At 42.4% G+C, this 26,467-nt stretch carries 26 protein-coding genes; 15 read left to right on the plus strand and 11 right to left on the minus strand.

Annotation, left to right across the window (positions count from 1 at the left end):
- Nucleotides 1-5: 5 nt before the first annotated feature.
- Entirely contained in the window at nucleotides 6-617 is a 612-nt protein-coding gene (locus tag METLIM_RS08960) for a hypothetical protein (protein ID WP_004077840.1), read from the minus strand.
- Between the two features lie 121 nt (nucleotides 618-738).
- On the opposite strand from METLIM_RS08960, the gene METLIM_RS08965 reads away from it, so the two are divergent.
- Genes METLIM_RS08965 through METLIM_RS08975 form a run of 3 tightly spaced genes read left to right on the plus strand, consistent with a single transcriptional unit; the run spans nucleotide 739 to nucleotide 4,058 of the window.
- A complete protein-coding gene (locus tag METLIM_RS08965) occupies nucleotides 739-1,257 on the plus strand; it encodes a hypothetical protein (protein WP_048145794.1) in 519 nt (172 codons plus the stop codon).
- Complete coding sequence (locus METLIM_RS08970) at nucleotides 1,258-2,844, plus strand: hypothetical protein (RefSeq protein ID WP_004077845.1); 1,587 nt, start codon at nucleotides 1,258-1,260, stop codon at nucleotides 2,842-2,844.
- Nucleotides 2,845-2,858: 14 nt separating this feature from the next.
- Nucleotides 2,859-4,058 (plus strand): AAA family ATPase, encoded by a 1,200-nt coding sequence (locus METLIM_RS08975; protein WP_004077847.1) that lies wholly within the window; start codon nucleotides 2,859-2,861, stop codon nucleotides 4,056-4,058.
- A 45-nt stretch (nucleotides 4,059-4,103) separates the two neighbouring features.
- Here the strand turns inward: METLIM_RS08975 and METLIM_RS08980 are convergent, their stop codons facing one another.
- Together METLIM_RS08980 and METLIM_RS15595 are read right to left on the minus strand one after the other, a co-directional pair.
- Nucleotides 4,104-4,622: a chemotaxis protein CheW gene (locus METLIM_RS08980; protein ID WP_004077849.1), complete on the minus strand. Its 519-nt coding sequence runs from the start codon at nucleotides 4,620-4,622 to the stop codon at nucleotides 4,104-4,106.
- Nucleotides 4,623-4,638: 16 nt separating this feature from the next.
- On the minus strand, nucleotides 4,639-7,848 hold the full coding sequence (locus METLIM_RS15595; protein WP_004077851.1) for a methyl-accepting chemotaxis protein: 3,210 nt from the start codon (nucleotides 7,846-7,848) through the stop codon (nucleotides 4,639-4,641).
- Nucleotides 7,849-8,032: 184 nt separating this feature from the next.
- Between METLIM_RS15595 and METLIM_RS08990 the strand changes: the two genes are divergently transcribed.
- Nucleotides 8,033-10,321 carry a PAS domain-containing protein gene (locus METLIM_RS08990; protein WP_004077853.1) on the plus strand — a complete coding sequence of 763 codons (2,289 nt, stop codon included), beginning with the start codon at nucleotides 8,033-8,035 and terminating at the stop codon, nucleotides 10,319-10,321.
- A 92-nt stretch (nucleotides 10,322-10,413) separates the two neighbouring features.
- Here the strand turns inward: METLIM_RS08990 and METLIM_RS08995 are convergent, their stop codons facing one another.
- Nucleotides 10,414-11,025 (minus strand): MBL fold metallo-hydrolase, encoded by a 612-nt coding sequence (locus tag METLIM_RS08995; RefSeq protein WP_004077855.1) that lies wholly within the window; start codon nucleotides 11,023-11,025, stop codon nucleotides 10,414-10,416.
- A 17-nt stretch (nucleotides 11,026-11,042) separates the two neighbouring features.
- Complete coding sequence (locus METLIM_RS09000) at nucleotides 11,043-11,681, minus strand: CheR family methyltransferase (RefSeq protein ID WP_004077863.1); 639 nt, start codon at nucleotides 11,679-11,681, stop codon at nucleotides 11,043-11,045.
- A 352-nt stretch (nucleotides 11,682-12,033) separates the two neighbouring features.
- Here METLIM_RS09000 and METLIM_RS09005 point away from each other — a divergent pair, with 352 nt between their 5' ends.
- The 5 genes from METLIM_RS09005 (at nucleotide 12,034) to METLIM_RS09025 (ending at nucleotide 14,855) form a co-directional block, all read left to right on the plus strand.
- Nucleotides 12,034-13,116, plus strand: a complete 1,083-nt coding sequence (locus tag METLIM_RS09005; RefSeq protein ID WP_004077866.1) for a (Fe-S)-binding protein — start codon at nucleotides 12,034-12,036, stop codon at nucleotides 13,114-13,116.
- A 38-nt stretch (nucleotides 13,117-13,154) separates the two neighbouring features.
- Nucleotides 13,155-13,640, plus strand: coding sequence for a pyridoxamine 5'-phosphate oxidase family protein (locus METLIM_RS09010; protein ID WP_004077868.1), 486 nt, complete (start codon nucleotides 13,155-13,157; stop codon nucleotides 13,638-13,640).
- Between the two features lie 11 nt (nucleotides 13,641-13,651).
- A complete protein-coding gene (locus METLIM_RS09015; protein WP_004077870.1) occupies nucleotides 13,652-14,116 on the plus strand; it encodes a hypothetical protein in 465 nt (154 codons plus the stop codon).
- 19 nt (nucleotides 14,117-14,135) lie between these two features.
- Nucleotides 14,136-14,432 (plus strand): 4Fe-4S binding protein, encoded by a 297-nt coding sequence (locus tag METLIM_RS09020; protein ID WP_004077872.1) that lies wholly within the window; start codon nucleotides 14,136-14,138, stop codon nucleotides 14,430-14,432.
- Between the two features lie 72 nt (nucleotides 14,433-14,504).
- Nucleotides 14,505-14,855 (plus strand): hypothetical protein, encoded by a 351-nt coding sequence (locus tag METLIM_RS09025; RefSeq protein WP_004077873.1) that lies wholly within the window; start codon nucleotides 14,505-14,507, stop codon nucleotides 14,853-14,855.
- Between the two features lie 57 nt (nucleotides 14,856-14,912).
- On the opposite strand, the gene mch is transcribed toward METLIM_RS09025, so the two are convergent.
- Together mch and METLIM_RS09035 are read right to left on the minus strand one after the other, a co-directional pair.
- Entirely contained in the window at nucleotides 14,913-15,857 is a 945-nt protein-coding gene (mch, locus tag METLIM_RS09030) for a methenyltetrahydromethanopterin cyclohydrolase (RefSeq protein WP_004077875.1), read from the minus strand.
- Nucleotides 15,858-16,056: 199 nt separating this feature from the next.
- Nucleotides 16,057-16,950 carry a bile acid:sodium symporter family protein gene (locus METLIM_RS09035; RefSeq protein ID WP_004077878.1) on the minus strand — a complete coding sequence of 298 codons (894 nt, stop codon included), beginning with the start codon at nucleotides 16,948-16,950 and terminating at the stop codon, nucleotides 16,057-16,059.
- A 240-nt stretch (nucleotides 16,951-17,190) separates the two neighbouring features.
- Between METLIM_RS09035 and METLIM_RS16920 the strand changes: the two genes are divergently transcribed.
- Together METLIM_RS16920 and METLIM_RS09040 are read left to right on the plus strand one after the other, a co-directional pair.
- On the plus strand, nucleotides 17,191-17,346 hold the full coding sequence (locus METLIM_RS16920) for a hypothetical protein (RefSeq protein ID WP_004077893.1): 156 nt from the start codon (nucleotides 17,191-17,193) through the stop codon (nucleotides 17,344-17,346).
- 99 nt (nucleotides 17,347-17,445) lie between these two features.
- Entirely contained in the window at nucleotides 17,446-18,663 is a 1,218-nt protein-coding gene (locus tag METLIM_RS09040; RefSeq protein ID WP_004077895.1) for a U32 family peptidase, read from the plus strand.
- Between the two features lie 50 nt (nucleotides 18,664-18,713).
- Here the strand turns inward: METLIM_RS09040 and METLIM_RS15600 are convergent, their stop codons facing one another.
- Genes METLIM_RS15600 through METLIM_RS09060 form a run of 4 tightly spaced genes read right to left on the minus strand, consistent with a single transcriptional unit; the run spans nucleotide 18,714 to nucleotide 23,601 of the window.
- Nucleotides 18,714-19,763 (minus strand): ArsR/SmtB family transcription factor, encoded by a 1,050-nt coding sequence (locus METLIM_RS15600; protein ID WP_004077896.1) that lies wholly within the window; start codon nucleotides 19,761-19,763, stop codon nucleotides 18,714-18,716.
- An 8-nt stretch (nucleotides 19,764-19,771) separates the two neighbouring features.
- Nucleotides 19,772-22,510, minus strand: a complete 2,739-nt coding sequence (gene alaS / locus METLIM_RS09050) for an alanine--tRNA ligase (protein ID WP_004077897.1) — start codon at nucleotides 22,508-22,510, stop codon at nucleotides 19,772-19,774.
- 54 nt (nucleotides 22,511-22,564) lie between these two features.
- Nucleotides 22,565-22,897 carry an SWIM zinc finger family protein gene (locus tag METLIM_RS09055; RefSeq protein ID WP_004077898.1) on the minus strand — a complete coding sequence of 111 codons (333 nt, stop codon included), beginning with the start codon at nucleotides 22,895-22,897 and terminating at the stop codon, nucleotides 22,565-22,567.
- Entirely contained in the window at nucleotides 22,897-23,601 is a 705-nt protein-coding gene (locus METLIM_RS09060; protein ID WP_004077899.1) for a Nif3-like dinuclear metal center hexameric protein, read from the minus strand. Before METLIM_RS09060 ends, METLIM_RS09055 begins: the two co-directional genes overlap by 1 nt.
- Here METLIM_RS09060 and METLIM_RS17685 point away from each other — a divergent pair.
- The 4 genes from METLIM_RS17685 (at nucleotide 23,522) to METLIM_RS09075 (ending at nucleotide 26,409) form a co-directional block, all read left to right on the plus strand.
- The gene (locus METLIM_RS17685) at nucleotides 23,522-23,713 is read left to right on the plus strand and encodes a hypothetical protein (protein WP_394295893.1); all 192 of its coding nucleotides are present in this window, start codon (nucleotides 23,522-23,524) and stop codon (nucleotides 23,711-23,713) included. The genes METLIM_RS09060 and METLIM_RS17685 overlap by 80 nt on opposite strands.
- The gene (locus METLIM_RS09065) at nucleotides 23,697-25,202 is read left to right on the plus strand and encodes a homocysteine biosynthesis protein (RefSeq protein WP_004077900.1); all 1,506 of its coding nucleotides are present in this window, start codon (nucleotides 23,697-23,699) and stop codon (nucleotides 25,200-25,202) included. The genes METLIM_RS17685 and METLIM_RS09065 overlap by 17 nt, the downstream gene beginning before the upstream one ends.
- Nucleotides 25,202-25,588, plus strand: a complete 387-nt coding sequence (locus METLIM_RS09070; RefSeq protein ID WP_004077901.1) for an NIL domain-containing protein — start codon at nucleotides 25,202-25,204, stop codon at nucleotides 25,586-25,588. Before METLIM_RS09065 ends, METLIM_RS09070 begins: the two co-directional genes overlap by 1 nt.
- Before the next feature lie 113 nt (nucleotides 25,589-25,701).
- On the plus strand, nucleotides 25,702-26,409 hold the full coding sequence (locus tag METLIM_RS09075; RefSeq protein WP_048146309.1) for a UPF0280 family protein: 708 nt from the start codon (nucleotides 25,702-25,704) through the stop codon (nucleotides 26,407-26,409).
- Nucleotides 26,410-26,467: the final 58 nt, after the last annotated feature.

Here is a 26,467-nt window from a genome sequence, read left to right on the forward strand (position 1 = left end):
TCCTCTCAGTTATCTTCCTCAAGGCTTTTTTCGAGATTCTTCTCAATAGAGAGGAGACATTCTGCATCCTCAATGTTGACTGAACCGGTTTCAACACTGCTCCACGCCTCAATAAGCTGTTTTTCAGTTTCATCAAGATCTGCGCCGGATTCAGCCACATCCATGAAAAATATCTGGTTTAAATCATCAATAATGCCCTCAAATCCTTTACCGGAGAGATTAACCCGTATAAGTGCCCCCTCAAAGTCGTCAGGTGAAATATTCTGAATCTTCTTCCAGACCTCAGTCTTCCTCAGGTCACGCTCATATTTCTTTATGATCAAAAGATTGGAGACAAACATAAACTGCCTGTGAAGGGCCATGAAATTTTTAACCTTCAGTTTTGCTTCCATATCAAGCTGTTTAAGCTCCTGTATAAGCATCTTCTTCCGGATGAGATCGGACCCTACACCTTCCTGAAATTTTAACTTCTTATCTCGTTCAATCCTGTCAATCTCCTTTCTGAGCCTGTTTATCCGGCTCTTAAGTTTAAGTTCCTCCTCCCTCAAATCCCCGGGTTTTAGTCTGTCAACCGGATTTTTACGCAGTGCTGTAAAGATACTCAGTTCAATCACCATTCACCATATTGATTCTACAACATAATAAATATTTCTCCAAAATGGATATAAAATTTATAATTTATTTTGACTACATCCTATGTGGAGATAACTATATATGTCCTGTTGCCGAATAAATAATATGGACTACATTGTGTTCGTGGATTACTTCTCCGATGCCGAACGCAAACGAATAGATTATGCAATAGAGAGATGGCGTGATAAAGCGGACATAACCCGTGAGAAAGGAATAATAATACGATTTAAGGATAAGAATATTGATTCCTTTCTGGATGACCTTTACTCCAGACTTGATACCGGAAGAGAGCAGGTCAGGGTATTTGAGGCAGACATGCATGAACCTGAGATAAGAGCACGTGAAGAAGTGCTCATATATCATTCCTCTGCCGGCAGCGACGTAATTGAAAAATTTCTGGGTTACATAATGGCCAAGATAAATGCCCACTATGAATTCAGGCAAAACGGAATTATCCGGTATGCTGCCTCAACAAAGAAAGGCCAGGCAAGGATAGAGATTTCAATATCAGATTCAGAAGCAGGTTCCAAAACCAGGATCAAAATATCAGGGTATGCCAGCTCTGCAAAATTTCTCCATGACAGGATTGATGAAGAGATGAAAACTTTTCTTGGGGGTTTTTAGATGAACAGTGAAGATCCGGCATGCATAAACAGACTGGCAAAACCGTCTAAGCAGGTGCTTAGTGAGGGTCTTTTCATCCGCCATGAGCCGGCAGAAAAGAGATTATTGCTCTGGAATCAGATAAAGATCAACAGAGAGAGATTTATTGACGGAGAATGCGGGGATGTGCTGGATGACCTTGATATACATTTCAGAGGAATCTTTGATGCCTCACTTCTCTGCCTCTCAGCCACATTTAAAGACGAAGGAGCTGAAGCTGTAACTGATATCTTTTCGGGAACTGAGTACAGGGCATATGAACATTTTGAGCGGATGAGAATTATCGGGATTTACTCCTCTGAAGACTTAAAGAAGAAGATAATCAAAAAAGAGAGTGATGTAATGGAAATTCTGAGAAATTACTATCTCTTTGGCGATTCGCAGTTTGATGAAATCTTTGACTCCACTGAAATAAGGCCATCTCTCAGATATTTCTTCCATAAAAAATGGGGTGAAATAAAAACCAGGATAAATGAAGCAGTTTCGGATCTGATCATCGATTCGGATTATCTTGTAAAGCTTATCAGAATCTGGGAGGATGAAGGCAGAAGAATTGCTGATGTTGCCGGTGAAAACGAGAGACAAAAGATCTCTGACGAACTCAAATGCCGGGAAGATGAACTCTCAGATGAATTAACAGGAAGGGATGAAGAGATATCCCGCTGCAAAGAGGATATAGAAGATTTAAGAGACAGGTTAAAAATGGCCGTACCGGATAAAAATCTGAAAGAAAATTTGGCTGAAAATCCCGGCAGATATGTGACTTCCGGGGAAGCCAGACAGTATGAGATCAATCTCCTGAACAGATTTGGTCATAAATTCTCTGATTTTGTCTCATCGGTTGAAAAGAGATACAGAGTCTGTGGAATCCGTGAGGAGAAGGTGAATCCGCCTGAGTATTTCAGGGAGAGATTCAATCTTTCTGTAGATGATTATCTCAATATTCCAAGGAACAGTTCGCTAAAGATAGATCTTATCGAAAAGAAGATATTTGGCAGAAAAGAAAAAGTCCGGATTTATGTTGCCTATGTATCAAGACAGGCAGAATATGCAAAGTATTCCTGTGACTGTCTGCCGGCAGGGCTAAAAGACCTAAATATTATAATGGATAACATCAGGTCAGACTGCAACGGGAACGGAATCCGGGCCTTTTTATTTGCGGCCTCACCGACAGGTTTTGATGAGAAATGCAGGTCTATCATAACCGGAAATAACAGTGCACGGAACAGTTACGGCGGAAGTATATCAGTCTGTCTCTACGACCCTGAAAAAGGCCTTATGTCATATAACTCAGACGATTCTTTCTCCCGTATCTTCTCAAAACTCTGCAATCCGGAACTTTTGGAAGAGCAGAAATCAAGGCTGAAAGGTGAAGTCGAAAAGAAGATAAAAGAGGATATTGCTGCTCTTGGATGGTGCTCCCTTGAGTCATCCTTTGATAAAAACAGAGACGATTATCTCCAGATAAAGCGGCATTTTTACAGCTTTGCTGATGAAAACGGGCACATTGTGAAATATGTTGAAAATTCCGGCCTTATAATGATGTAAATGGTATTCTGATAATGAAGGTTGATCTGAGCGGTATTTTCTCTGATGAAATTGTAAAAGCGAGAGATGATTATGAAACTGCCCTAAGCACCGGAGACCGCATTGCTGTATCTGAAAAGGCGATACATATCAGTAACCTTCTGATTAAAATGGCGGAGAACAACCCGTCACAGAGGGATCATTATCTCAGCGCTGCGAAAAAATGGGATGCAGTCTCAAAAAATATTCCTCCGGCCGGCAAAACCACTGTAAAAAAAAGAGATGCCGGTCTTACTTCACCGGAGATCTCATCAGAATCTGAAAATATCTCTGAATTGTCAGAGTTCAGAGCCAGAGCGGAGTCCTGCCTGACCAGAACCACGGTTGTATGGAATGACATAGGTGGGCTTTTCAGGGTGAAACAGCTGCTGATGGAAACTGTTGTCATTGCAGGATTAAAGAGGCCTTCTTCAGTAAAACCCTGGAAGGGGGTGCTTTTATTCGGCCCTCCCGGTACAGGCAAGACTCTGCTTGCATCAGCAGCAGCAGGCAGTCTGGGAGCATCATTTTATGATGTGAAATCAGAGAGCATATTATCAAAGTATTTCGGGGAATCCTCAAAACTGATATCCGCACTGTATAATTCAGCAAAGGAAAAAGAGCCGTCTATTGTTTTTTTTGATGAGTTTGACTCACTGACAAAGTCCAGAAGTGAAAGCACATCTGAGGCATCGGCGAAGCTGCTCTCCGGAATTCTGACAAATATGGACGGGCTTTCAGATAAGAAGAATGACCGTTTTGTTCTGACCCTTGCTGCAACAAACACACCATGGGACCTTGATAAGGCTGTTCTTTCAAGATTTCCAAGAAGAATTTATGTAAGCCTTCCGGACCCTCCGGCAATTAAAGAAATAATTAAGATACATGCCTCCGATCCGGGAACAGAGAGAGTAAATCTCGATCTGATTGCAGAGATGTCTGCTCTAAACCATTATTCCGGCAGAGACATTCAGAGCCTCTGCCAGCAGGCGATATGGAATATGGTGCATGAAAAAAATCCTGAACTCTTCAGGCTTGCTGAACTTCCGTTTGAAGAACTTAACAGAAGAACCCTGAAAGTCAGGCCCCTTGAAAATGATGATTTTAAGGCTGCCTTTGATAAGATTAAATCTCCTGTTACTGAGGACGATCTTGAAACCTATGATTCATGGAATATGGAATTTGGTGAAGTCTGAACAGGCAGTTACAGCAGGAAAAATATAATTTGTCCGGGAAAAAGACTATAGCGCCATTCCGGCTGTAGATGTTCCGTTATATTTCGTCATTATAATCAGTTCCTCCAGTATTCTGGCAAGGTCAAGCCATATTATCAGACTGCTGTAGTTCCCGTGCTGCTCAGAAAATCCATTTTTTTCACCCACTTTAATAATTCCCTTAACATAAGTGTTTAAATCGGATGCCATACTTTCATTGATCTGCTCAACATCCTCCTCTGATATCTGCATTACACTGTGAACTGAATCGACGATAATTCCTATTTTTGACCCTTTGCTGTATGCATCTGTTAAAACAATGATGTTTCTGTTTTCAGAAGCTTTTTCAGGCAGTTTAAGCAATTTTGCAAGATTTACAATATTTGTTATCTCGCCTCTGAGATTAATTATTCCTGATATGTAATCTGCTGATCTCGGAATAGGTGTTATTGGCATCATCTCTACTATTTCACGGGCAAGATTGATGTCAAGGGCATATAATTCCCCTCCAAGTTCAAATTCAACGACATCTATTGGTGATGACATAATTTACACCTCCAGATCATACTTTGAAGACATCAACCGATTTTTTAAGGTCCTCTGCCATCCCTGCGACTTCATCCGCACCGCTTCCAACTTCTTCAGACGAGGCGGAGACTTCCTCAGTCAGTGCAGCAATGTCTTCGATTCTCTTCATGTTGTTATGAGTTACCTGTGTTGTCTTCTCCATCGTCTGCATTACACGGTTTGTGGCATCTGCCTGATCCTCAGTGGCTTTTGCAATTTCATTTATTGCCCTGCCGGCATTTTCAGCACCGTTCACCATGCTGTTTAAGGCAATAATTGTTTCATTGACGCTTTCAATGCCGGACTGAATCTCATTATATGCCAGTTTCATAGACTCCGCTGTTTTTGAACTGTCACTCTGAATTCCGGTGATAAGTTTTTCAATACTGTCAGTTGCTTTCTTTGAATCTCCTGCAAGATTTCTGACCTCTCCTGCAACGACTGCAAACCCTCGTCCGTGCTCTCCGGCCCTTGCCGCCTCAATTGCAGCATTTAATGCAAGGAGATTTGTCTGGTTAGAGATGTCGGTAATCAGTTTAATTATATTGCTGATCTCAACCATCTTCCGGTTGAGTGCATCTATCTCTTCAACACTCATCAACGAAATCTTCTCTACTTCCTGCATCTTGTTATTTGCAACATTTCCAAGTTTTTTTGCCTCCTGTCCCAGTGATGTAACTCCTTCGGCAGATACTTTGACCTCCTGTGATGTACTTGCAATCTCTTCAATTGAGGCTGAGAGATCAGATATTTCCCTTGCAACATCCTCAATAAACTCTATCTGCCTTCTTGAATCATCGGTTGTCTGCTGGGTGTTGACTGCAACCTGCTCTATGGCTCTGGTTACTTCACCTATGCCTTTGCTGGTGTCAAGGATGCTGACACCGACTCTGTTTGCAATATCAATTACTTTTTTAACCGGTTCCACTATTGCGTCAAGGGTTTCATTTACTCCTTTTACAATTGCGGCAAAGTCTCCGGAATGCCGTGAAACATCAGCCCTTACAGTAATTCTTCCCTCTTTTGCAGCTTTTGTAAGCATTCCGGCATCTTCAACCAGGAGATTGACAGCGTCAATACAGAGATTCAGGTTGTTCTTGATCTCGTTGAAGTCACCGTTGTAAGTATCGGTGATCCTCTCCGGAATGTCGCCACGGCTGATTCTCTCCACATATTCTGCCGATACGTTAAGCGGGCCGATAACTGCGTCAAGCGTATCGTTTACACCTTTAACAATTGCGGCAAAGTCTCCGGAATGTCTGGAGGCATCAGCTCTTGTATCAAGCCTGCCTTCAACGCCGGCTTTTGCAAGCATTCCGGCATCTTCAACCAGGAGGTTGACAGCGTCAATACAGAGATTCAGGTTGTTCTTGATCTCGTTGAAGTCGCCGTTGTAAGTATCGGTGATCCTCTCCGGAATGTCGCCACGGCTGATTCTCTCCACATATTCTGCCGATACGTTAAGCGGGCCGATAACTGCGTCAAGCGTATCGTTTACACCTTTAACAATTGCGGCAAAGTCTCCGGAATGTCTGGAGGCATCAGCTCTTGTATCAAGCCTGCCTTCAACGCCGGCTTTTGCAAGCATTCCGGCATCTTCAACCAGGAGATTGACAGCGTCAATACAGAGATTCAGGTTGTTCTTGATCTCGTTGAAGTCACCGTTGTAAGTATCGGTGATCCTCTCCGGAATGTCGCCACGGCTGATTCTCTCCACATATTCTGCCGATACGTTAAGCGGGCCGATAACTGCGTCAAGCGTATCGTTTACACCTTCAATGAGATTTTTATATTCACCATTTAACTTAGATGAGTCAGCACGGGCATCAAGTCTGCCCTGAATAGCAGCTTCAGTTAATTCGCGTGTGTCATCAACAAGAAGCTGAATGTTGCCCATCATAGAAATATATGCAGGCAGGAGTTTATCATTTTCACAACGTCTGCCTATAGACCGGTAGGCCGGAAGTCTTTCAAGATTTCCGTCAGCAATCTGTAAAACAGTCTCCTGAACATAGATGTTATGATCCACGACATCATTTAAAGCATCACAGACTTCCTTAAAAATACCGGAATAACTGCCTTCTGTCTTTTCAGTAAAGTCATTTAGTTTAATATTCTGTAATATCTTATCTGCCTCTAAAAGTCCTCCGAGTCCGTCAATACAGAGATTCAGGTTGTTCTTGATCTCGTTGAAGTCACCGTTGTAAGTATCGGTGATCCTCTCCGGAATGTCGCCACGGCTGATTCTCTCCACATATTCTGCCGATACGTTAAGCGGGCCGATAACTGCGTCAAGCGTATCGTTTACACCTTTAACAATTGCGGCAAAGTCTCCGGAATGTCTGGAGGCATCAGCTCTTGTATCAAGCCTGCCTTCAACGCCGGCTTTTGCAAGCATTCCGGCATCTTCAACCAGGAGATTGACAGCGTCAATACAGAGATTCAGGTTGTTCTTGATCTCGTTGAAGTCACCGTTGTAAGTATCGGTGATCCTCTCCGGAATGTCACCACGACTTATCCTCTCCACATATTCTGCCGATACATTCAGTGGGCCGATAACTGCGTCAAGGGTGTCGTTTACACCTTTAACAATTGCCGCAAAGTCTCCGGTATGTCTGGAGACATCGGCCCTTGTATCAAGCCTGCCTTCAACGCCGGCTTTTGCAAGCATACCGGCATCTTCAACCAGGAGGTTTACAGCGTCAATACAGAGATTAAGGTTGTTCTTGATCTCGTTGAAGTCTCCGTTGTAGGTATCGGTGATCCTCTCAGGGATATCACCACGACTTATCCTCTCCACATATTCTGCCGATACGTTAAGCGGGCCGATAACTGCGTCAAGCGTCTTATTAACTTCGGAGATTATTGTTCCCCACCCTCCGGGGAATTTCCCGGAATCGCCTCTGGCATCAAGTTTTCCCTCAACTGCTGATTTTGTCAGTATATTCAGTTCAGATAAAACATTATTTATGATCTCTCCGGTTTCATTGATGCTTTCTTTTAATATTTCAGTATTTCCGGAGTAAATCTCAGTTATTTTTTCAATATTCTCACCCTTTGAGATAGACTGAATAAAATTATTGGCAAGACTGAGCTGCATTTTTAAATCTGCATTCTCTCTGATGTAATCTTCCTTTGACATATCCGGATTATATCCTATGAATTCAGAATCATATCCTGATGTATCCGTGTTATTAGTTCCCATTTCTCTGCCTCCATATGAAATTATTTCCGGAGTTTTTAGATCCGGTGTGCGTCGTAAATCCTGACGCAGAATATATTTTAATATGAAAGAATGGCAATAAACTTAATTGATACAAAGTATATCTACATATTATACGACGCACAACGTTACGATGCCTGTCCAAAAATTGTGAGCTGAACCTGATATGAAAAACGATGATGATGAAATATACTTAATCCTTGACATCCTTGAGTCAAATCCTGACGGAGTAATCATTAAAGATATTGCATCCGAACTGAATCTTAACAGAGATACCATTGCCCGACACCTGCGTGTGCTTCTGATGAAAGGAGATGTTGAAATAAAACAGATAGGTCCTGCAAAAATATATTATAAATCAAAAAGAGTTCCAAGTTCAGTTCTGAAGAACTTCTGCCCGCACCCGCAGGTATATTTCAATAAATTAATGAGAGTCTGTGAGGTAAACATAGAATTCAGACAGCTTGCAGGACCTGTACCTGAAGTAATTGTCGGGAAAAAACCCGATGAACTGGGAATTGAACTTCTTCTGGACGAAACAATTGAGTTGCATTATAAAAATGCCCTTAACGGGCGTAAAATCGTAAAATATCTTTATACACTACTTAACGGAAATAATTATTATTTTAAGGCTGTACTCCTGCCTGTTGTTCTTGAAGACGGAAGAGCAGGATTATGCCTGATATTAATCGATAAAACAGCATCTGTAGATTCAAAGACCATAAATGAGAAAAGTGAGGATTTTTACAGGGCAATTGTTGAAGATCAGACAGAATATATATGCCGGGTACTGCCTGACGGAACTTTTACCTATGCCAACCGTGCCTATTGTGAGATGAGAGGAAAAAATCCTGACGAACTTATCGGACGTAAATTTCTCCCGTTAAATCTGAATAAAATAATATCAGACAATTTATCAGAGTTCACCGCTGATAATCCGGTTGTTACAGAAGAAATACAGGTCGTTCTCCCAAAAGGTGAAATTTCATGGCAACAGTGGAAAATCAGAGGAATTTTTGATGAAAATCAGAAATTAACTGAATTTCAGATGGCGGGCAGGGACTTTACCGAACTTAAACGTGCAGAAGAACAGATTAAAATGTACCATTCAAATCTTGAGATACTTGTAAGAGAACGTACAAATGAACTTCAGGCCATAAACAGAGAACTGATTGAAGAAATTTCAGAGAGAAAAGAGACTGAAGAGAGATTAAATCTCGCTATTGAAGGATCAAAATATGTCTTCTGGGACTGGAACCTGATAACAGATAAAGTAGTATTTGGCCGGAAACTGACTGAGATGCTTGGCATCAGCCACAAAGATATGGGTGATAATATTGACTTATGGGCTGCCAGAGTTCATCCCGAAGACCTTGACCATGTAATTCAGTCCCAGAAAGATCATTTCAGTGGCCTAAATGATTATTATGAGGCCGAATACAGAATGAGACATAGAGACGGTTATTATGTCTGGATGTATGCAATAGGAAAGGTCAGTTCAAGAAGTTCTGATGGTACACCTATACGGATGTCCGGACTACAGTCAGACATATCTGAAAAAATTCAGATTAAAAAAGACTTTGAACTCCAGAAATTACTTCTGAACTCACTTGCACAGGTCTCCGGATTAAAAGAGGCAGCAGAACTATGCCTGAAAAATGCAATAAAATATACTGGCCTGAATTCCGGATGCTTTTACATATATGATGGTGATAACGATAAATTCAGTTTTCTTTCGTCCTATGGACTGGATAACGGTGAAACAGAATGCCTGACTAATATTGAGTCACATCCGGAAATTAATCTAAAATATTCAGGCGCAGAACCGCAATATATCAGCATAAAAAATCCTCTCACAAATGACAATGCCAGTCATGGATTAAATGATTATAAATCTGTAGCAATAGTTCCTGTAAAGTATAATAATATCCTTGCAGGAATATTCTGCCTGTTCTCAAAGGAATTTGATAATATCCCGGATTCGACCAGAAACACTCTTGAATCTGCCTCAGAAATTCTTAACGGAACCCTTCTCAGAATAAAAACTGATGATGAAATGGAAAAAACACAGAAGCACCTTGCTTTTGCATTAAATATTGTTAACATGGCAATTTTTGAAATTAATCTGAAAAATGAGATGATGACATTTTATTATCCCGTCAACAGGATGATAAAGGGTTCTGATTACAGATTGAAGAAAGTAAAGATACCATGGAAGATATCTCTTCACCCGGAAGATTACGAAAAAGTCACAAAGGCAATTGAAGATCATATTAACGGTTCAGTCCCATATTACCGTTCAACGCACAGAGTCATTTCAGATGACGGTTCGGTAACCTGGTACTCAAATTCCGGAAAAATTGTAGAATGGGATGATAAAAACAGACCCCTGATAATATCCGGAGTTTCTGCGGACCTGACTGAAGAAAAAATGAGAAGATTAATTCAGGAATAGATTTATTCAAAAAACCAGAATAAATTTATTTTGACTGATGTGCAGAACAATATATTTGCTGCCACATATGCCCGCAATTATCCCTGTGCAGGTTATTGGCTGCCGGGTTTAATGTTGCTGTTCATTATTACCTTCAGTGTTTTTTTCAACCGCTCATTACAGTTATTCTCTAAAGGGGGACCATGACCAAAGAAGATCTTTGATACATCTTTTCTGCACAGATATTCCATCGCCCTAACATAATTCTCCTCAAATGTCCACTCACCCGGATTGACTATCACCGGAGTATCTCCTACGAACAGATATCCATTATCTTTGCAGTACAGGCAGACAGAATCCTGGGTGTGCCCCGGTGTATGTATCACCTCAAAATATTTATCTGCAATCAGAAGGGATTCTCCTCCTTTCAGTATGACATCAACCCCCTTGATGAAAGGCGAGAAACCATAGACTACAGGAGAGTATTCCTTTTTTACAATCTCTAACAGGGCTGTGTGGTCATAGTGATTATGTGTGATTATTATCTGATCTATCAGTTTTCTCCCGGGATTTACCTCAATATTACTGAAATTCTCAAAGATTATCTCATCCCGCCCTATATCTATTATCGTATTATTTGAAGGAACTGAACTGAATTCACTCTTTAAATAATAGACATTACAGGTATATGTTGTCGGGTTTTCTGTCAGATTTAAGAGATGCAATTATACATACCTCCGGTTTAAAACCTTTTTTTCCTGTATATTCTGGCATTGCTCACCATCTGTTCAAACTTAACAGGTAAATGCTCCGGTATTTTCTGGGTCTGTTCAGTGATAAAAAATCCTCCGTCTGTAAGTGAGTTATAAAACATCTCAATTACATCACTACGCTGTTTTTCAGAAAAATGAAGAAGGACATTTTTACAGAGAATTATGTCAAAAGGTTCATTTATAACCGGTTTTAAGGTGAGAAGATCATGATGATGATATTTCACCTGTTTTCTTATATTATCATTGATCACATAATTGCCTGCATTCTCAATATCGGGCATAAAGTTTCCTGCAAACATATCTGCCGGAATTTTTGATAATTCACCGGCTGTATATGAGCCACGGTTTATTATTGCCTCAAATCTATTATTTGGATCAATATCTGTAGCACGTATGCAGACATCTGAAAAGACAGATTCATCAAGTGCCTCTCTGAGGATTACTGCAAGGGTATAGGGTTCTGAGCCGTTGGCACAACCGGCGCTCCAGATATTTATCTTTTTTTGGGGACATCCCTGTGATTTTCTATTGTTATTAATTTCCGGAATAATTACTGAGTGAACCATATTCAGGGTATGGAGGTCACGAAAAAAGTATGTAGCACCCATTGATTATACCCCGCCGGAATTGAAATTATCCGATATTTTTTTACAGGGGTTTTTGCAATGCAGGATATACCTGTCATTACCCTGTAAGAATTCAGTAACAATAATTTTTGCCACATTATTCCTGAAAACGAAATTAAATACCATACTCAATGATAATATGGTTGATTCCCGGAATTAAGAATGATCCTTATTACAACTTTAACCCTTATGGTCACATATGCAGTTTTATTAATTAAAATTAATCTGCCTGCCGGCGATATAGATCGGCCCTTAATTTAATATTTGTTGAAATATCCGGAGAACAACCACAACTTAGAAATACAATGAATTATAACCCGAAAACGTGGTATAAATGGGTTTTGACAGTTCAAAATGTGACTTTAATATATGCAGAGGCGAGTGTTTAACCCGCTGCCCTTATGTTTCATACGATGAAACAGGGGCAAAAAATGCAATAAAATCACTAATTAATGGAAAAAATGTTCCAATTCTTACAGAATGTATTACCTGCGCAGCCTGCAACGATTTCTGTCCTACAGGTGCAAACCCCTGGGATCTGATAGCCTGGCGCCAGGAGGAGACTGATATACTCGGAATTCCGGTTGATGCCAAACCATCCAGCGACTGGCTTAAAAAACCATATTTCGTACGAAAAGGTAAACCCGGAGGACCTCTGATTTCAATGGGGGGAATTTATGAAGTGGTACCACAACAGGAATTTCTAAGCGGCATTATGTTTGATGATGCTACTATCATCGGAGGCGGAAATCTTGCATGTGGATTTACAGAAACTCATCTTGGACGTGCTTCAAGACCAAAGAAAAATTTATCTGTATTTATTGAAAATCTATCACTGGAAGCTGAAAAGTATGGAGTTGATGAGATCGTATTTACTCATGACGCATGCTACAATGTGGTTACAACTCTTGCAATGGCTGAAAATATGGAGGTACCGTTCAGGCCGGTTCATATTCTGGAATACCTCCGCAACTGGTTAAAGGAGCATAAAGACAGGATAACACCCCTTAACATAAAAGCAGGTCTTCAGGGAGGATGTACTACACGATATGCCCCTGTAAGCGGAGATAAGGAGATCTGGTCAGACTGGATTAGTGATATATTTGAGATGATCGGTGTTGAGTCAGTAGAAGCGAACCGGAAATATACCGGAGAGAACAGGCTATGCTGCGGCTCAAGTATATTCCATTCCCAGCATGAACGGGCGCTTGATATTCAGAAGATGAATATTCAGGATGCCATTGATGCGGGAGCTGAGCGGTATGTCTTCATCTGTCCGGCATGCATCGCAATTATGAGAATGACCTGCGGAAAACTTAACCTTGAACCGGTGTATATCACTCAGCTGGTACGGATGGCTCTCGGCGAGGAACTCGGAGAAGCAGGCACGGCAGCTTTTGGCTATCCGGTCAGATAACCGGAATTTAAGATCATAAATCTGGGAAGGTAATTAAAATGGTTAAATTTACGAAAGAAATGAAAGATGGACTCAGAGTGCCCGGAAAGGGAGGTAGTCTTGTTTACCTGTGTACATCAAGTCTGGACGGAAAACCAAATATTGCGGCAATGCGTTTTGTTGCAACCCATATGGAAGACAAGATCCTTATTGCAGATATGTTCCTCCTTAAGACAAAGATGAACATAAAGGAAAATCCCAATGTAACAGTTGCAATATGCCACCCACTGGCAGAGGGACGCTGGTGGGCATTTAAAGGTAAAGCAGTTGACATCGAGTATGGTTTCCCACGTGATTTTGACTGGTATGGTGCAAATGCAACTGACATCCTGAATGAATGGGGAGACTGGAATAAATCTGAACCTCCGGAAGAAGTTCCGCCAGACATCGTATTTCCAAAAGCTGCCCAGCGTGGTGTCGTTGTGGTGCATGTAGAAGAGGCATATTCAATTGAACCTGGCCATGCCGGAGAAAAAATTTTGTAGGTGTGATAAAAATGACAGTAAAACTGACAGAAAGAATGCAGGCATGGATAGAAAAGATGGGCTGCCACCTCTGTGTTGCGACGCCGCAGGGTGTCCCATATGTTACTCTGGGGCGTTTTGCAAAAGTTACTGAGGAGGATGAAGTTGCATTTGCGCTTGCAAAAGACGAATTATCTATTATTTATCCGGCATTGTCGGTTAATCCCCGGGTTGCCTTTGGAGTGTCACATCAGGGAGGAATCAGGGCATCTTTTCAGTTTAAGGGAATTGGCCATCTTGTTAAGGATGGGCCATTATATGATGATATTGCAAAGGAGGCTGAAGCAGTAGATACATATGCTGTGCTGTACGTAAAAATCAGTGAGATATACTGCACAAAACCCGGAGCTGAGGCAGGTCAGCGTCTCGACATCATGGCACCTGATGATGTCTGCGACTGGGAAAAGAAACGCTGGAAGGACATCCCCAGAAAGTGATTATAATACGGAGTGTCGGATGAACAGTGATGTTACAGAAAATCAGGGAAAAGAAGATAAAAAAATCCCTAAGAAATTTCCCTGGATTATCCCTTTTTCATGTGAGGGGTGCGGGGACTGTGTTGAGGTATGCCCGACAGGTTCAATAGAACTCATAGATCTTGGGAAGAAGGTGGATAAAGCATGGATTACAAATCCTGACACCTGTATTGGATGCGGTAAATGCTCACAGGCATGTGTTGTCGGAGCCGTGCAGATGACTGAATATGTAGATCGTGCAATACAGAGATATAAGGAGAAGAAAAAACCGGAATGAATTATATATGTAAATTTTTTCCGGAAATGATTGTTTAAGATCTTCAATTATGAAAATAACGGGGGCAGAAATATGATCAAATCCGGGTTTGGCTGGATTAGAATCGATGGAAAAGCTTTAGAATATGATATTGTTATCCATACTGATGGCAGTATTACAAAAAGAAACAAAAAGAGATCAAAGAAACTGAAGGGGATATACGGCCATACGCCGCTCACCTCAGAAGAACTTGAATTTCTGGAAGATGAGAAGCCCGATATTGTTTACATCGGTACCGGACAGGATGGCGCACTGCCAATAACCCCGGATGCAGAAAAAATACTTGCAGAATATAGGGCAGTTATTGGTAATACTCCGGATATCATTCCTGAAATCGAAAATGAGACACGGAGATATTCAGCTGTTATTCACCTGACCTGCTGATGAAAACCGGACTTTTGGGATTCGGCTCCATATTTACACTGACTATTTCTGCGGGTATTAATGCAGGCCGAATGATTCCAGAATTACATCCCCGTTTAAAGAACCGAAGCTGAAAATCTCTCCTGTTGAGCAGTCGTTAACTGTAATTTCAGCAGGCGAGAATGCAAGTTTTGAGTCAATTTTCAGGAAGTCATACCCTGCCTCCTTAAATATGCGATAAAAGGGCCTGCCATAGTCCGGCGATGACTGAGAAATCAGCTTTTCATATACAGGATCATATCTGTCAGTTGTCAGGCACACAGAGCCATAATATATATTACAGTCATTTGTTGTTCCCATAGCCTCCATCCTGTTCTTCTTCACCGGAGCAATGGGTGAACGTCCGGTGGCATACCTTATAAGGTTAAGATCTGAACCATTCTCCTCAAGTGAATGGAGAACCATCGTTACAACTCTTCCGGAGATCTGGATTGATCCAACAAGGGAATTTATTGGTGCAATCAGAACTGTCAGTCCTGAAGGTTCTATACCACAGATTTCAGCTATATAATCCAGGGTATTTATATCAGGAAATCTGTCAGATTCAAGTGCTATCACAGCAGTCTCTGATACATCACTATAGCCAATACTACTGTAGGTCTTTTTTGGCTTTTTGGCAAGTGCCCTTGCAGGGCCTGAAGCCATAGCAGAATAACTGTCAGTCTTTATAATCCATCCGGCTTTCTGTGATCCAAGACATGCAACAGGAGGATGCTGTATTGTCAGGTCAAGAAAAGGAAAAGGGATTCCGTTAATATGGCCTGTTGTAATCCCGGCAGTTGCAAGTCCGCCAAGGCATGCCTTTACGTACATTAGTCCGGCCTGATAACTTCCCCTGACATTTACCCCGCAGTCAATAACTGTAGCTTTGTTTTCAAGAGTATGAGATGATATTTCAAGTTCTGACTGTCTCTGTATCATCTCCTGCACAATCGGTTCTGTAAGCTGATTTATGCTGATCATGAATAAATCTCCGGTAAAATACCTGTCGTTTCTGATTACAAATAAGTTTCTGTCAGATTATTTTGAAATACTCATCATACAATTTAAAATTGCAACACCACCATATGAATAAGATATTATAGTTTAAACAAACATATTATGATTTTTTAAAAATTAATCCTGATATTTCAAAAATTTAAAGAAGAATTGCCGCGACATCCTAATAACCACCTGAGATAATCGTCTTTTTACCGGCCTTCATATCATTTCTAAGCCATTTTATCGCCAGAATTCCGGTGAACAAAGTCTGAATTATAATGAAAATTATAATGATAATTAATGCTGTATGGACAGATTCAAAACTGCTCAGTGCTATAAGAAAAGCAACCCCTGCATTTCTGTTTGCAGAACTTATTGCCATTGATCTCTTCTCTTCTGTAGTAACTCCCCCTGCGTAATATGATATTATTATTGATACTGCTGTAATCATAATAATTGCAATTACCCCGCCTGTGCCTGTAATTTCAGAGAATAAACCCTGGTTTGACTCGGAAATAAATATCATTGTAAGGGATAATACAATCACCACCGCCCCGGACAGATTAGAAGCCCAGAACGCAAAACCGGAGAGCCGGTCAGCAATCGCCGGTTTTTCTGCTCTCAGAAGCATACCTGCCAGAATCGGGATTATCTGAATAATTAAAAGTGTTTTTACTACCGGCCAGGGATCTATTGCCGTTGATTCAGGAATTATCAACATCAGGGTGAAAGGAGTTGTGAAAACTGCAAGAGTACATAAGAGAAACATCAGTCCGGTTGAATGCCCGACATCACCATTTGCAGCTTCTGTAATTCTTGGAGCATATGACGCACCGGGCGCACACGCCATTGCCAGAAATCCATACATTATGTTACCCCGAATATTGAGAATTACTGTCAGAACTACTGCAATAAGCGGAATCAGCAGCAGATTGATGAAGAGGGATGCAGTGAGGACACCCTTTTTTAAAAGTGCTTTTTCAATGCTTTTAAAGGATAATCCAAGTCCGATTGAAAACATAGAGGATATAATAAAGAGATATATCAGTCCAAGTAATATCTGGCCCGTAAACACAGTATATTATTACCGACATCGTATATATTTAAATTAGCCGGAATTAATTGAGATTCAAGAGAGATTCTTCTCTCCAAAAGACTGCAATATAAATATATACCGGAATGTAGAAAGAACTCCTCTGGAGATGATATGTCAGTTCTCCTGATATATACGGAAATTACCAAATTCATAATAAAATAAGGCTCTTTCCGGAACCAAAAGGTAAAATAACCGGCAGAGCACCGAAGTGATAAGCATATGTGGGGGCGTTTAAGGAGCAATAAGGAAAAAGATCAGGACTTTGGATGTGACTGGCTTTTAGGTTTTGAGAAGGAGACAAAAGATTATTACAGTAAAAATCCTGAGAAGATTTCTGAGTTTTATACCCGGAACAAAGGCAAAAATATGAAATGAACTGATTTTATCAAAATTCGTGAGAAGTCCCATATATCTTCTAAAAGACTGTCAATAAAAAACGGCTTTAATCCTGCAGGGACTAAACGATAATAACAAATGAAAAAGACTGAACTGCTGGCACCTGCCGGTGACTGGTCCTGCCTGAAGACGGCTGTTTTAAATGGTGCGGATGCTGTATATTTCGGCATTAAAAATATGAATATGCGGGATAATGCCGGCAATTTTGAGATCAGTGAGCTGCCGGTGATTATGCATTATCTGCATGATAATAATAAATCAGGGTATCTGACACTGAATACTATTTTTTACAACCATGAACTAAAAAAGCTTGAAAAAGTTGTTATGGCTGCAAAATCAGCCGGTGTGGACGCTATAATCTGCTGGGATATGGCAGTATTTGATCTGGCGAAAAAAGCCGGAATGTCTGTTCATATTTCAACGCAGGCAAGTGTTTCAAATTACCAGGCATTTAAGTTTTATGCGGATTTGGGGGCCGAAAGAATAATTCTGGCGAGAGAATGTTCACTATCAGACATATCTGAAATAAGCAGGCTTGCCAGAGCCGACAGACTAAACTGTGAAATTGAAACATTTATTCATGGTGCCATGTGCGTCAGTATGTCAGGGAGGTGTTTTCTCTCTGCCGATACATTCGGCAAATCTGCAAACCGCGGGCAGTGCCTCCAGCCATGCAGGCGGCTGTACAGAATAACGGATGTTGAAGAGGAGGATAATTCGTATATTTTAGGCCATAATTTTGTTCTCAGTCCAAAGGATCTATGCTCAGTTGAAATTCTCCCCGAGCTTGTTGATGCCGGAATCAGTTCCTTTAAAATTGAAGGAAGAATAAGACCGCCGGAATACGTTAAAACCACAGTCTCCTGCTACAGAAAAGCTCTTGATGCAGTTTATGACGGCAATTACAGCCCGGAACTTGCCGGGGAGCTTAAAGAGAAACTTGCAAAGGCATATAACCGCGGTTTCTCACAGGGATTTTACAAAGGCCTTGAAAAAGACTGGATTAGCAGCGGGCCATCTGCAACTGAGTCTAAAATGTATTGCGGCGAGGTTGTGAAGTACTACAGGAAAATAGAGGTTGCCGAAATTCTTATTCGTGCCGGAAGCCTGAAAACGGGGGATAAAATTCTTATTTACGGCAGGACAACTCCGGCAGATTACAATATAGTTGATGAAATACAGATTGAACATAAAAAAGTAGAGTCTGCCGTAAAAGGCCAGAACTGCGGGATAAAAATACCTTTTACAGTCCGGCCAAAGGATAAAATATTCATAATCAGAGACGCGGAAGAGTAAAAAAAACTCTGACGCATACTATAACCGGAAACTAAACCATTTTTAAAAAATCACGGCTCATGAACCTGTTCAGATTCAGATTCCGGTTCTGAATCCTCATCTGCACTACCTTTACTGCTGCGGTCATCTGATTTATTATCCCCGGGATATGCAGTATATTTTTTACTGTTACTGTTGTATTCCTGCCAGAAAATCTTCTCTTTTCTCCAGATTAAAGCCTCATAAAGCATCAGAACCACCAATACAAGGCATCCTCCAGAGAAGAATGAGAGAACCATCATATGGACCAGATTTGAAGGCCGGGAATTATCTCCTGAATTATCTGAAGCGCCTGCAAAACCTGAATCCGCATCAGCAGATCTGGCAGTAAGCATGGCTGCCCCTAAATCGCCTGTATCCTTACCTGCTGCATCCCCGCTGACAACCTCAACCTGTACCTCATTGCCATTTTCATATGCAGCAGCATATGCCTGCACTTCGGATTTCTGACTGCCTTCCGGCATTTCAGGAGGTACTGCATCCTTCGCAATAACCGGTTCAGGCACAGCAGGCTCTTTTGTCACGCCGGAATCACTATAGCCACCACCGCCACCGCTGTAGTTCTCAGACACAGCTGCGGCAGGCAGTGCTTCAGAGTCATCATAACCCGGAGAATAAAAGTACGCTGCATCCGGATAGGAACCCTGATTGAAATCTGAAGAGATCATACCCGGAATAACGCCTGAAATACCAATAACAAACAGAGAAGCAAGAATAAGAAGGCCAAAGACCGAGGCATACTTTAAAAGAAGAGATCGAAGATCCCTGTTTCCGGCAGAGACGATCACAACCTGCCCGGATGCCCCGTAAACCTTGACTTCACGGCCCTTTTCACTGTATTTTATTCTTCTGACCTCAATCATGCCTGAATCAAGAAGATTTTCAACATGATACTTGGCAGTCGTCATTGGAATGCCAAGTTTATCAGTAATATCCGAGAGAGTCATATCTCCTGACTGGAGAAGAGAGATAATCTCGCCGGAAGTAGGACTGGACATCGCCTTGCCTATCTTTTTGGCTCTCTCATCACCAGGCTCTAAAACTATGACATCCTCAGACATTTACAGAATTATTCGAGAAGTTTTTTAATCAGTTGCTTTCCGGAAGAGAGGGCACTGGCTACCTGCATCCGGTCATTTCCGACACCCTGGGCAAGGCCCTTCTTTCCTCCGCCTCTTCCGCCGAGGATGTTGCATACCGTTTTTACAACCTCAGAGGCATCAACCTTATCTGTACCGGATGCGGAGACAACATGAAGCTTCTCCTCACCGCCGATTATAAGCCCGACACCCCCCTTATTGGCAAAGGATGTGGCAACAGCCATAAGTTCCTTAGGGGAGGCATTCAGCTCATGGACAGCAACAGGAACTCCGTTTATATCTTCGGATGTGAGCGAGTTCATCCTGAGATCAGCAAGATCCTTCTGAAGCTTCTCAATATCCTTCCTCTGATCCTTCCATTCGGAGAAGAACCTCTCAACAGACTGCGGGAGGTTTTCACGCTGAACACTCAGAGTAGCGGCGGATGATTCAACAATATCCTCAATACCCTGCATATAGGATACAGCCGAAAGTCCGGCTGCGAACTCCACCCTCTCAATGCCGTCCTGGACATGCTCAACCCTGATAATCTTAATTGTGCCTATCTCCCCTGTGCTTCGGCAGTGTGTTCCGGCGCATGCCTGTATATCACCAGCAACCTTTACAATCCTGATCTTCTTTCCTGGAGGAACTCCACCCTGATAGAGATCAAAACCATATTTTTGCTCCGCCTTTGTCCTGCTCTTCCATTCAATAATTACCTGAATGTTCTGAAGAACTATCCTGTTGGCCGCAATTTCAATCTTCTTAAGCTCAGAGGGTGTTATATGCCTGAAATGCCGGAGATCGATTCTTGACGAGTCAAAACCTTTCTGTGCTCCTGACTGATGAACATGGTTGCCAAGCACCTCTTTAGCGGCGCGGAGCAGAACGTGAGTTGCAGTGTGATGCCTCATCATCGTCCAGCGGAAACTCTCATCAACAATTCCCTTTATCTGAACTCCGCGCCTGACAGAGTCCCCTTTAACCTTGTGAAGAATAACGTCTCCAACCTTTATGGAGTGGATTACCTTCACCATAACATCGTCAGAGATTATCCTGCCGATATCAGACGGCTGCCCGCCGCCTTCCGGATAAAAGAGCGTCTGGTCAAGAACAATATAATCGTCAAACTGATCTATGACCATTGCATCAAATTCAGTATCTGCAACCTGCTCATAGAAGAGCTTCTTTGTAGGCGGAAGTGCATCAATCCTCTCCCTGTATTCTGCGAAGGGATCTTCTTTGACAGCGCCCTCTGTTTCAGAGTGTAGGTCAGCAATAGCTGAATAGAAGTTGTCCGGAAGATCGACCTCTGCGCCTTCCTCTGCCGCAACGTCTTTTACAATCTCCGGTGGGATGCCATGAGAATCATACAGCTGGACAATTTCATTTAAGGGGACAGGTTCATTATTTTTCTGATGCTCACGGGCAATCTTCTGAACTATCCTCTTGCCCCTTGCCATTGTCTGATCATATTTCACAACCTCATTGCCTATGATCTCTTCAACAATACTTAGATCCTGTGAGAATGAATCCAGACCGACAGTCTTCATCTGTGTTACTACGAGATCTGCAAGGTCAACTTCCATGCCGGTCTCGTTCATCATCCTGAGAGTCCTGCGGATTACAAGCCTGGCGAGATAACCTTCATGTGCATTTGAAGGGACTATGCAGTCGCCGAGCATATAGGCAAGACAGCGGGTATGATCAGCAATTGCATATACACGCTCAACAGGATCCATAATACCCTGGAGCTTCTCAAAAGTAACGCCTATATTTTTCGCAACTTCCTTTCTCATAGAGAGAAGGTTTGAACCGGAAATATCCATCAGACCTGCATACTTTGCATTCAGACCGAGTATTTGGGTGAATTCAGGATCATCAAGGAGATGATCAATTCCTGCGTAACCCATCAGGTCATTGACAATTTCCGGAAATACTGCGTCATATATGGTAGGTGAACCCTTGGATGCCCAGACAAGCCTCTCAAGGCCATACCCGGTATCGACAATCCTTAGGTCCATCGGATAATATGGCACACCTTCAAGCTCAACAGGAGGTTTGTCACTCTTTGCTTTGCCAAGACTCATAAAAACAAGGGTTGCAACTTCAAGCCCACCTATCAGCACCTCAACACTCGGCCCGGCATTTCCTCCACCTATCCACGGGTGCTCCTTATAGGTCACATCATAAATATTCGCACCAATAGAGGCCAGAAATTCATCACAAAGCCCTACAGTTCTGTCCTTCCAGTAGATCTCTTCCTTTGGCGTATTGAATGCGTGGTGCGCCATCATCTCGAAGGTTGTCAGATGCCTTCCTGAGCGTCCCACAGAGTCCAGGTCATTAAGCCTTATACATGGCTGTGAGATCGTAAGCGGATTTGCAGGCGGCGGAACTACTCCGCTGGTAACAAATGGCTGAAAATCAGCGATAGATGCAATTGTAAGGTATATATCATCCCTCCACCTTGCCGCAACAGGATATCTCTCTATTCTCTTATGGTCATGCCCTTCAAAAAAAGAGAGATATTTTTCCCGCATTTCAGAAATTGAATGAGGTTCAAAGACCGGATTACCTATGAAACCATAAGGGACACATGGCGCATCCCCGCAGGTTTCACGTTCGGGATCCCTTGTCCAGAAAGCTGAGCCGCATTTGGAGCAGATCTTTCTGACAAATCCCTTTTCTTTAAAATATTCTAGTTGATACTCATCCTCGAGCATAGATTACCACGCTTATATTCCTGAAATATTCATCTGTGAATGTATTAGGATTTGCTATTCTGACTTCTTTCTGAAAAAACCGGGTGTATCCGAATACCAGCCTTCAATTTCAGTTTCAGCACGTATATACCGGGCGATTCTCACAGCGATGATATGGTAACACTCATTTCCCCTGAATGTAAAATCATCGCATGTACAAAAACCGCCCTCAACAATATAGTCACCGGTTTTTCCCTTAACCACAATAAAATCCCGGTATCTGAGCACCCCGCCCTGATCAACCACATCCAGAGCTTTTTTACCTCTGTTGCCAAATTCACGGACAATTTCGCGCCTCAGTTCCGGAGTCAGCCTGCCGGAGATATCAAGTGCTCTGTAAATATCCATCAGTATATACAGATATCAGGTTTTTCCTCAATAAATTCCCAGCCCATTCTTCCGGCAAGGGCCTTCATACCCGGAGATTCGAGATCATAATGGGTTGATTCAATCAGAGGGATCGGAGATTTCAGCATTATATTATGTTTAAGTTCTGAAGAGAGAAAGGCGTCTGCCCCCAGTTCACATGCCTCATTGAGAAGAGAGAGATCAAATCCGCTCCCTCCTGCAACAGCCAGTCTGTTAATATCACCAGGATTGCCGTAAACCCTCAGACTTCCGTTAAGCCGCTCTGAAATTTCATTCAAATCAAGACAGCAGTCTCCGACAACCCCAAGGCTCATATTATCGATATTGGTAAGTCCGAGCAGTTCAGAGAGCGCATCATTAATTCCACCTTTTGCGTGATCAAAATTTGTGTGCATTACGTAGATATTAACTCCGGAATTAAGCGCTCTTTTGATAATTGAGCCAGTCTTCCCGTTTATCCTGGTAAGGGCGTCCCAGATCGGGGTGTGGTGAACAACGAGCATGTCACACCCCATATCCGCAGCTTCTGAAACGGAATAATCGGTCGCATCAAGGGCGCAGGCGATCTTTTGCAGATCTGATTTCCCCTCAATAATCAGCCCGATTCTCTTTTCGTCAAATTCTTCGGCGAGTTCCGGAGGCGCAATCTCTTCCATGAGAGAGATAAATTCAGATATATCCATAAGTATTGATCTGAATCTGAAGACGTATAATTGTATGATATTACCCACAATAATTATCAACACACTTAAATATGCTGAATTCGAGATTAAATATTATGAAGAAGACCATTGATGAGATCAATGAAAAAATAAGAAACGGCAGCGCAAGGGTCGTTACGGCAGAAGAGATGCCCGATATAGTTGCCGCACTGGGGGAAGAAGGAGCGCTAAGGGAGGTTGATGTTGTCACAACCGGAACTTTTGGCGCTATGTGCTCTTCAGGGGCCTTTTTTAACTTCGGTCACGCTGACCCGCCCATCCGGATGGAAAAGTCCTGGCTTAATGATGTGGAGGCATATGCAGGAATTGCGGCTGTAGATGCATATCTTGGTGCAACCCAGATATCAGAGACGCAGGGGACAAAATACGGAGGTGCTCACGTCCTGGAAGATCTCGTCTCCGGAAAGTCGGTTGAACTGAGGGCTTCATCAAAAGGAACGGACTGTTACCCAAGAAAGACCATCACAACCGAAATTACCCTTGAGGATATGAACGAAGCAGTGATGTGCAATCCGAGGAATGCCTTTCAGAGATATGCCGCGGCAACAAATACCAGCGATGCAACACTCAGGACATATATGGGCACACTTCTGCCCCTTCATGGAAATATCAGCTATTCAGGTGCAGGTATTCTCTCCCCGATTATGAATGATCCAAAACTTGAGAAGATCGGAAGCGGTGTCCCAATATTCCTCTGCGGTGCCGAGGGAACGATTATAGGTCAGGGCACGCAGTCATCTCCTGCATCCCGGTTTGCCAATTTAATGACAACCGGAAATCTGAAGGAGATGTCACAGGATTTCCTCCGGGCGGCAACATTCAGCGGTTATGGGGTTTCTCTCTATGTCGGCCTCGGAGTTCCGATTCCGGTTACTGATATTGAGACTGTCAGAAATACTGCAATAAGGGATGAAGATATTACAACATCTATAGTTGACTACGGAGTTCCTGCCAGAAGCCGGCCGACTGTAAAAGAAGTGACATATGCGGAGCTTAAGAGCGGAAAGGTTGAGATAGACGGGGAAGAGATCAGGACGTCTTCATTGTCGTCATTCAGGAAAGCAAGAGAAATTGCATCTGAACTTGCGAAATGGGTAGAGTCCGGAAGGATGGAGCTTGCACTGCCGACACGAAGGACAGATCTCACAAAGCAGGCAGGGCCGATGAGAGAGTCAAGGCGGGCGCCGTCTGTCAGGGAGATTATGCAGAGAAATATCACCTGTATCTCAGAGACAGAAGAGATCAAAACCGCCGCGAAAAAGCTGATGAAAGGTGAGACAAATCATCTTCCGGTTATAAACAAAGAAGGAAGACTCGTAGGCATTGTGACCACTTATGACATCTCGAAAGCGGTTGTAAAGATGGGAATTGAAAATACGGTATCTTCAATAATGTCAAGAAAGGTCATCACGACATCCCCGGGAGAGGCTGTCGATATTGCGGCGATGAAGCTTGAGAAGCATAATATCAGTGCACTTCCGGTTATAGACGGTGAAGGGAAACTGATTGGGCTTTTATCAGCAATTGATCTTGGAAAGCTCTTTGGAAAGAGGTGGCTGTAATGAAACTCCTTGTAAGTTTTTCAAAGAAGAAGGGTTCTGAACCCCTTATTGCAAAGATTGTCCGCGATACGGGCGTTCTTATCAATGTTAACCGGGCATATATCGAATCAATGTCAGGAGAGATGTTAATTGAAGTACCTGACGCTGATTCAAAGATTGTCTGTGAAAAGCTCATCTCCAGCGGTGCCGAAGTTGAAGTACTTGAGGATTCTGTATTCAGGGACGAGGATGAATGCATCGACTGTGGTGCATGTATAAGCATCTGCCCACAGGAAGTCTTTTATTTTGATGAAGACTGGCACCTTCATATGAATGAAGAAAAATGTGTTCTCTGCGGCAAGTGCACTGAAGCATGCCCGCATGGTGCATTATCCATATACGACTAATTTTTTAAGAGAGTGTTTTCTTACAAAATAATAATATGAAATAATTTTTGGCAGGATACTTTTTTTTAACAGTTATGCAGTTACAATAATATCCGAAAAAATCTGTGGTTATGATGATTAAGGAGCATTTTCAGTATAAGACTACCATCACAACGATAATTTCTGACAGACAGGATTACATTGAGGTGGCAAAAGAGGCAATGGTTGCCGCAAGACAGGAGATTGAGGGTGTAATCGCCGGAGAACCTCTCTTTATGCCGGCAATTGAACCACTTGAGATAACTTCGGATTCAGAGATTATTATGAAGATGTCAGATGCCGCATTCAGTGCAAAAACCGGCCCGATGGCAGCAGTCGCCGGGACAATTGCCTGTGAGGGAGTCGTTGCCATGAAGAAGGCAGGTGCAGAATTTGCAGTCATTGATAACGGAGGGGATATTGCACTTCTGTCAGACAGGAATGTAAGAATAGGTCTCTTCTGCGGTAACGCTGAGATCAGCGGAAAGATTGCATTTCTGATGCCACCCAAAAGAGAGATCTACGGTATATGCACATCCTCAGCCACAGTCGGCCCTTCGATCTCATTCGGGATAGCGGATTCTGTCACCGTCTTTTCAGAGGATGTATCTCTTGCAGATGCCTGGGCGACAGCACTCTGTAATATCCTGACTCCTGAAAATGCAGACTATGAACTGGAAAATATTGCTGAAAAGGGCATTGACGGTGTATTTGTGGTAATAGGGGATGAGATATTCTCATGGGGCATGGTTCCTGAAGTTGTCAGCGCCGAATTTGATGACAGTCTGATCACATCCGGATGAACCGGCCCTTTAAAACGGAGTTTTTCCTCCCTGAAAGTTAGATCCAGTATTAAGCAGA

This window comes from Methanoplanus limicola DSM 2279, assembly GCF_000243255.1.
Classification (GTDB): Archaea; Halobacteriota; Methanomicrobia; order Methanomicrobiales; family Methanomicrobiaceae; genus Methanoplanus; species Methanoplanus limicola.